This window comes from Buttiauxella cochleicola (genome assembly GCF_021282435.1).
Lineage (GTDB): Bacteria > Pseudomonadota > Gammaproteobacteria > Enterobacterales > Enterobacteriaceae > Buttiauxella > Buttiauxella massiliensis.
In genome coordinates, this window is the sequence record NZ_JAJSOT010000004.1 from 390,451 (window position 1) to 398,126 (window position 7,676).

4 protein-coding genes are annotated in these 7,676 nt (G+C 48.2%); 1 reads left to right on the forward strand and 3 read right to left on the reverse strand.

Annotated elements, in window-relative coordinates; genetic code table 11:
• Positions 1–40: 40 nt before the first annotated feature.
• From LVQ77_RS12700 to LVQ77_RS12710, 3 genes are all read right to left on the reverse strand, one after another.
• The gene (locus LVQ77_RS12700; protein ID WP_232904588.1) at positions 41–1,414 is read right to left on the reverse strand and encodes an HlyD family type I secretion periplasmic adaptor subunit; all 1,374 of its coding nucleotides are present in this window, start codon (positions 1,412–1,414) and stop codon (positions 41–43) included.
• The gene (locus tag LVQ77_RS12705) at positions 1,401–3,572 is read right to left on the reverse strand and encodes a type I secretion system permease/ATPase (RefSeq protein ID WP_232864711.1); all 2,172 of its coding nucleotides are present in this window, start codon (positions 3,570–3,572) and stop codon (positions 1,401–1,403) included. Before LVQ77_RS12705 ends, LVQ77_RS12700 begins: the two co-directional genes overlap by 14 nt.
• 117 nt (positions 3,573–3,689) lie before the next feature.
• Positions 3,690–5,033: a TolC family outer membrane protein gene (locus LVQ77_RS12710; RefSeq protein WP_232864525.1), complete on the reverse strand. Its 1,344-nt coding sequence runs from the start codon at positions 5,031–5,033 to the stop codon at positions 3,690–3,692.
• 396 nt (positions 5,034–5,429) lie between these two features.
• Here LVQ77_RS12710 and LVQ77_RS12715 point away from each other — a divergent pair.
• On the forward strand, positions 5,430–7,676 hold a 2,247-nt coding region (locus LVQ77_RS12715; RefSeq protein ID WP_232904589.1), incomplete at its 3' end, for a retention module-containing protein.

Consider the following 7,676-nt stretch of genomic DNA (forward strand, 5'->3'; position numbering starts at 1 on the left):
AAAAGCCGCAACATCATCTGTTGCGGCTTTTTTATCGTTTCTATCTTTCGCGTAATGCTTCCGCTTTGGCGCGAATGATCGGTTTCAGCAGATAACTCAGAATCGATTTCTTACCAGTTATAATATCGACTGATGCGACCATACCCGGAATGATGACCATTGGATGCTCTTTGGTTCCCAGGTAGTTCTTATCTGTGCGCAGGCGTGCAATGTAGTAACTGTGGCCTTCTTTATCCGTCACGGTATCTGGGCTTAGCTGGACCAGTTCACCATTCAGGCCGCCATACGTGGTGTAGTCGTAAGCGGTGAACTTCACTACGGCATGTTGCCCTGGGTGCAGGAAGGCAATGTCACGCGGCTGAATTTTCACTTCAATAAGCAGTTTGTCATCCAGTGGCACGATTTCTACTAAATCACTGCCTGGCTGAATAACACCGCCGATGGTGTTAACCAAAATTTGCTGGACAACACCGCGAACTGGCGAAACCACCATGGTTCGATTGACACGGTCTTCAAGTGCCTTGCCAGTGGCTTCTGCTTTGCTCAGATTCGTGCGTGCTTCGTTAAGCTGTGAAAGCGCATCGCTCTGGAAGCGGTTACGACTTTCACCAATCTTGTTTTCAATCTCTTTTGTCTCAGATGCAGACTTAGGGATGGAAAGCGTGACGGAATCCAGCAGCCCTTTAGTTTCCACTTCAGTACGACGTAAACGCAGGATTTCAACTTTAGAAATTGCACCTGATGCCAGCAGCGGCTCAGACATTTTGATCTCTTGCTGCAGTAAACTAAGGCTGTTTTTGTACTGTTCCTGTTTGGACTGGAAATCACGCAGTTCCTGTCTCTTCTGAACTAGCTGCTCTTGAAGACCTTCAATTTCATTCTGGAACTGGCGACGGCGACTGTTAAATAAATCCAGTTCGCCACGTGCAACATCAGGAGCCTTCTTAGAAATCTCATCAGAGATGACAAAATCTTTGTCTTCAGCTTCCGCAGCCAGACGATCGATTTTAGCCTGTAAGCCAAGCTTATCAGCTTCAGTCTCACCAACGTTTGAAGCAAAACGAGTGTCATCCAAATGAATCAACGGCGCGCCAGCTTCAACGATTTGCCCTTCATGCACATACAGCTCGGTGACAATACCACCTTCCAGGTTCTGTATTTTTTGCAAGCGTGATGACGGGATGGCTTTTCCTTCACCCCGTGTAACCTCATCAAGTTTGGCAAATCCAGCCCAAGTGAACGCCAGCACGACTAATACCAGGATAGTCCAAAGAGTCAGGCGAATAACGCGCGGCGAGTCATCAATCAGAGCATGACTCACCTCGTTAATGTTATCGGCCTGGTTTTCATCGCGACCTTTGAAGTAGTTGCGAATTTGCGGGCGTAAACGTGTAAATAACTCAGCGAGACGCATTGATTTGACCCTTCTTCAGCGCATCCATAACAATGGCTTTAGGGCCATCAGCAATAATGCGTCCTTTATCAACAATAATCAGTCGATCAACCAGCGTTAGCATCGACGCTTTGTGCGTCACGAGTAACAGCGTTTTATCAGCGACAAATGGCACCAGACCTTGTTTAATCTTGTCTTCACTGGTGTTGTCCATCGCACTGGTCGGTTCATCAAGCAGCAGAACTGGTGGCTCCAGCAGGAGCGCGCGAGCCAGCGCAACAGCCTGGCGTTGCCCACCGGACAGCTGCATACCACGCTCACCAACTTGCAAGTTGTAGCCGTCAGGGTGAATACGAGCGAATTCGTTAACGCCAGCAAGTTCCGCGGCGCGCAGCATTGTTTCATCGTCAACATAACGGGCACCGCAAATCAGGTTATCGCGCAGTGAACCATTAAACAGCTGAATGTCCTGAGGGACATAACCAATGCTGTGGCGCAAATCGTTGACGTCCAACTGACGAGCATCGACATCGTCGATCAAAATATTACCGCTGGTTGGCTGATATAGATTGATTATCAACTTGCTAATCGAGCTCTTGCCTGAGCCGCTGCGGCCGATAATACCTACTCGCTCACCAGGTTTAATAGTCAGGTTAATCTTTTGCAGTGAAGGGTTTTTCTGCTCGGGATAACTGAAGTCGACATCTTTGAACTCAATGCTGCCACGGAATGTTTCGCGCTTCAGAGGGTGCTCATGATCGCGTCTCTCCTGCGGCATCGACATCATTTGTTCGGTGTTTTTGATGGTTAAACGCGCCTGGTGATAACGGGCAATCAACCCGGTGAGTTGGCCCATTGGCATCAGCGCACGGCCATTAAGCATATAGCAGGCAATCAGGCCACCCATGCTCAGCTTGCCGCCAATAATCATATACACGCCGACGATAATCATGATGACGCCAGACATTTGCTGGAACCATCCGGTCAAGTTGCTGGCGAAGCTGGATAAGGTTTTAACGCGTAACTCCAGGCGGCTTAAACTGCCCAGCGTTTGTTCCCATTGATACTGGCGTTCGCTTTGTGCGTTGTTGACTTTGATAGCGTCCAGGCCACTGAGTGTTTCAATCAGCAATGCCTGACGCTCACTTGCCAAACTCATGGTTTTGGCAACGGCGGCATTTACCGGTTTCTGCAACGCCCAGCTAATCACCAGCGCGATAGGGAAGGTCAGTAAAGGAATCCATGCGAGAGAACCACCGATAATGCCAATCACCAGTAATAACACCAGTGTAAACGGCAAATCGATGAGTGTGGTCAACGTGAGAGATGAGAGGAAATCACGCAGCGACTGAAATTCATGAATGTTTTGCGCAAAGCTACCCACACGGGCTGGGCGCGCTTTCATCTCCATGCCGGTAATACGCTCAAAGAGCGTGGCTGAGATAATCAGGTCACTCTTTTTACCTGCAATGTCGAGGCAGACACCGCGCAGCATTTTTAAGATCAAATCGAAAACAAACGCCATGCAAATACCGACGGCCAAAACCCACAAAGTCACCGTGGCATGATTGGGTACAACCCTGTCATACACATTCATGGTGAACAGAGGTGTTCCCAGCGCAATCAGGTTAATCAGCAGGCTTGCTAATATCGCATCCATATACAGATAGCGAGAAAGCATCAGCGTGTCTTTGAACCAGGATTTTGTCCGTGGCAGGAAAGATTCAGACTGTAAGTCAAACTCATGGCGAGGATGTGCGAAAATCACCTGGCCTGCGTAGCTTTTCTCAAGTTCTGCTGCATCAATATTGATTTCACCGCCTTCGCTCTCGCTTGGCATAATGCGAGCAGTACCATCTGCGTTCCAGCCAAGCAGTACGGCGGCACCACCGTCACGCAGCAAAAGTATCGCAGGCAGAGACATGGCGGCGATTTTATTGAGCGAGCGTTTGATGACACGTGCCTTTAATCCAGCACGAGCAGCGGCACGAGGCAAAATAGCCAACGTCAGGCGATCGTTCTCCAGCGGCAGCCCGCTACTCAATGTTGAGCGGCTTGCTGATTTACCATGCACAGAACAAAGAACCAGCAGGCAATCGAGCAATGGATCGTCATTGCGACTGCGCGGGTCATGATAATGCGACTCCTCTACAGGAGGAGCCTCTGACATTGTATTCATGTGTTCAACTTGTGAAGTCATTGATAGGAATGTTCCTGACGCAACTATTTAGCAAAAAATAAAAAGTGAACTAATCCTGAAATAGTTCAGTGGGGAACTATTTCAGTTAATTAAATGCTAATTAAGTTCAGGTAATGAGTTATTTTCTGGAGAGTCTATTGGTTGACCTGCAGGCACTGGATTAATTTTAAGTGCTTTTAATAATTCACCTGTACGCGCGCAAATACGATAACCCGTCGAAATTTCCAGATAACGTAATTCAACAAGGCGGCGTTTAGCTGAGAATACTTCATTTTCACTATCCAATAAATCCAGCAAAGTTCGCTCACCCAGGCTGAACTGATCCTGATAAGCGGTACGAACTTTCACGCTGCGGTCGGCATAATCTGTGGCTGCGGGAATTTGGTCTCTGGCACTTTTTAATGCTGACCATGCCAGGCCAATTTCCTGGTTCATCTGGCGCAGCGTGTTATTACGTACGTCCTGAGCTTGTTTTTCCAGATACGCGCGGGATTGCATTGCTGCTTTATCGCTGCCGCCCTGGTACAAGTTGTAGTGCAGTTTCACCATCGCTTCCCACTCTTCTGAATGGGCACGAGTCGTGTCGGTGTCATTACTGATGCTGCGAGATAGCGCCACATCAACACGAGGGTAAAACGTTGATTTTGAAGCTTCATACTGCTGGCGAGCAGCCTGAATATCAGCATTGGCAGATTTCAGCAGCGGGCTGTTGTCTTCCATTATGCGTTTGGCATCTTCAAGCGATTTTGGAAGGATGGCATTAATACTTTCAGGCAGACTCAGGTTTTCAGGCGCTTCACCGGTCACACTCATGAATGTAGTATTGGCATCTTCGAGGTTGGTCTGCTCAGTCAACAAGTTGTTGCGAGCTTGCGCCAGACGCGCTTCAGCCTGCATTAAATCGCCTGAGCGGCCAACGCCTTGATCGGTACGTAAACGAATCTGGTCGTAGATGCGCTCATGGTTGGCGAGGTCATCTTCTGCCAGATGCACATATTCCTGACGTTGCAATACGTCAAGATAGGCCTGAACCACCTGGAATGCGGTATTTTCGCTGATATTCAGCACGCTAAAAGCCCGGGAATCAACGGTTGCCTTTTGACGGTCAACTTCACTTGAAGTCGCAAAACCGTCGAATACATTTTGGTTGAGGCTAATTGTGGCGTCGTTTGGAGACAGATTCATCCCATTCTTACTACCACCCGCGCGCGTGGTAGCATCGTTGATATTTTTCTGGCCTGCTTCAGCATCTAAATTCAGGGAAGGAAGATATCCACCGCGGGCTGCCCGCAAATCCTGCTCTGCAGAATAACGACTATTTACTGATGCATTCACTTCCGGATGGCTGGATAAAGCTTGATTTACGGTATTTTGTAAAGTTGCTGCGTTAACTGATGGTATTGATAAACAACCAAGTATAAAAAGGGAAAACTTCTGCATTTTATGAAGCCTTTATTGCGCGCGTTAATGATATCCCTATATCACGCCTTATATCCATTTCTGTTTTAACACGAAACATCATATTAATTAACAAGTGCAGAGGTTTTTATCTGATTACATTAAACGCAACTTTCATTCGCAATGAAATTTAATGTTCTGTAATGTGATGTTTCACTTTCCGTCATTTTTGATTATATTTAACGCTCAGTCAAGTCTCCGATAATAGAGTTCTAATAACTGTGTTTTTTTCTACATTCATTAATCACCTTCGAATGAAATGTCCATTAATGGGCATTTTGATTTAGAGGTGATTTATGAATGGGAAAATAATGTTATTAGTTATTTAATTAATAGTAGCAATTATAAAAATAACGAAAGTATTCAAGAGAGGTAATAGTGAGCAATTTACTTGGTGTGATTAAAGCAGTAATTGGTCTGGTTTATGTAGTTGAAGCAGACGGCTCACAACGTCTCTTGAAAGAAGGCGACAGAATCTATAGTGGCGAAGAGATTATTACCGGGGACAGCGGCGCGGTCAGTATGGAGCTGCCAAATGGTAAAACCCTGGATCTCGGGCGTAATAGCCACTGGAGCGAGCATGGCTTGAATGCTGTAAGCACTTCAGATCATGACACTCAGGATGTCGCATCGTTACAGAAAGCTATTGCTGACGGCGCTGACCCGACACAAGCATTAGAAGCAACCGCTGCGGGTAATGAAGCACCGGTGCAAATCGAAGGTGGCGGTGGTGGTCATACCCTGGTGCAGCTGGATTTGACTGGGAAAATCGTTGATCCTACTGCCGGTTTTAATACGGCAGGTATTGGGGCTCCAACACCTGAACTTAACCTGCCGGAAAATGGTTTCACAACGGCTGGCTCCTCTGGTTCACCTGCGGTGCTCCCACCGTTGGTTCACATTGATGATTTTGCCGGGAACGATGGTTTTATTAACAAAAATGAAATCAACCATACCAATATCAACGGCACCAGTAATCAAAACCACATCACGCTGACCTTCACCGATAGCCAAAAAAATACAATTACTATTGATGTTCCGGTGAACAATGGCCACTGGACAGCAAACCCTGATTTAAGTGGTTTGGTTGAAGGTGAGATCAACGTTACCGCCACAGCTACGGATGTATCAGGCCGCACCGCGCAAAGCACGACGGATGCTGTGATCGATGTGACCGATTTGCATGACCAGATAACCATCGATAGCGTCACGCCTGATAACGTTATTAACATCAATGAATCACATCAGCCGCAAACCTCAGTCCACGGCAGCGTCTCTGGTGATGCAAAAATCGGCGATGCCATCACATTAACCGTCGATGGTAAGGAATATCACGATGTCGTTATCGATCTCGGTAATGGCAATCTTGGCTATCGGATTAATGTCTCAACTCAGGGGTTGCTGGCCAATCCGAATATTCATGCCACTGTGACCTCAACCGATGAGGCTGGGAACACGACTCAGGCATCAAGCGATCACCATGTGGATATCGATCTCGATGTTCATAACTCAGTCACGATTGAAACTGTTGCTAACGATGATGTCGTTAATGCCAGCGAATCTCGTATGCCAACCTTGATTGCTGGTGAAGTCGGTGGTGATGCTAAAGCAGGTGATCCTATTACCGTTACAGTACAAGGCCAGCAATTCCATGGCGTTGTGATTAATGATAACGGCCAATTGCGCTATGAAGTACCGGTTCCGACTCGTCTTCTTCACGAAGGGGCCAATGATGTTCAGGTACAGGTAATTAGCCATGACGCTGCGGGTAACGAAGCGATTGCTGTTGAACATCACAATGTCACGCTCGATACCCATGCACAAAATGCTCTGACGATTGAAACGGTTGCTGGTGATGACACCGTGAACCGTAGCGAATCCCGTATGCCAACGTTTATCAGCGGTGAAGTCACCGGTGATGTGCAGGTTGGCGACCATGTAGTAGTGAGCGTTAACGGCCAGAGCTTTAATGGCGAAGTGGTCGCTGATGAAAATGGCAAACTGCGTTATACCGTGCCAGTGCCAACTTCAGCGCTGAATGAAGGCAGCAACGATGTGCAGGTGATGGTTACGGGTGTCGACAATGTTGGCAACACGGCGATTGCGGTCGAGCACAAAACTATCGTACTGGATACGCAGGCACATAACGCCCTGACTATTGAAACCGTGGCGGGAGACGACATCGTCAATCGCACGGAATCCCGTATGCCGACGCTTATCAGCGGTGAGGTCTCCGGGGATGCACATGCAGGTGACCATGTGGTGGTCAGCGTCAACGGCCAGAACTTCTACGGCACGGTGACCGATGAAAACGGCCACCTGCGTTACGAAGTACCGGTGCCGACGGTTGCCCTTAACGAAGGCAGTAACGATGTGCAGGTGATGATCACCGGCACTGACAATGCCGGTAACGCCACCACGGCAATTGAGCACAAAACGGTGGTACTGGACACGCAGGCGCATAACGCCCTGACCATCGAAACGGTGGCCGGTGACGGCACGGTGAACGCCACCGAATCCCGTATGCCAACCATGATTAGTGGCGTGGTCAGTGGTGATGCGCACGCAGGTGACCATGTGGTGGTCAGCGTCAACGGTCACGAGTTCCGTGGCAACGTGGTGACC